This is a genomic window from Pseudoalteromonas sp. GABNS16E (assembly GCF_028598715.1).
In the GTDB taxonomy this organism is placed as follows: domain Bacteria; phylum Pseudomonadota; class Gammaproteobacteria; order Enterobacterales; family Alteromonadaceae; genus Pseudoalteromonas; species Pseudoalteromonas atlantica.
Map to the genome: position 1 here is coordinate 1 of NZ_JAQREZ010000249.1, position 214 is coordinate 214.

Annotated in this window: 1 pseudogene; it reads right to left on the bottom strand. The window is 38.3% G+C overall.

The features are described from left to right. Positions 1 to 214: pseudogene (locus tag PSI06_RS21425) on the bottom strand (IS3 family transposase); the annotation flags it as partial.

A 214-nucleotide genomic window follows, 5' to 3' on the forward strand; every position in this document is an offset into this window, starting at 1 on the left:
GTTTTAGTGTAATTTTTCTTTGGTTTTACAAGAAAGTCATGCTCTCTCAAATAATCAAAAAAACAATCACGACCTAGTTTAATGCCACGCTCTTGCAGGTCTGGCTTTATCATCAGATAAAGTTTCTTCCCACCAATACGAGGCATGAATTGCCGCCAGTACATCACTAATTCTTTGACTGGCTCCAATTCTTTATTCCGAGCATCTATTCTGC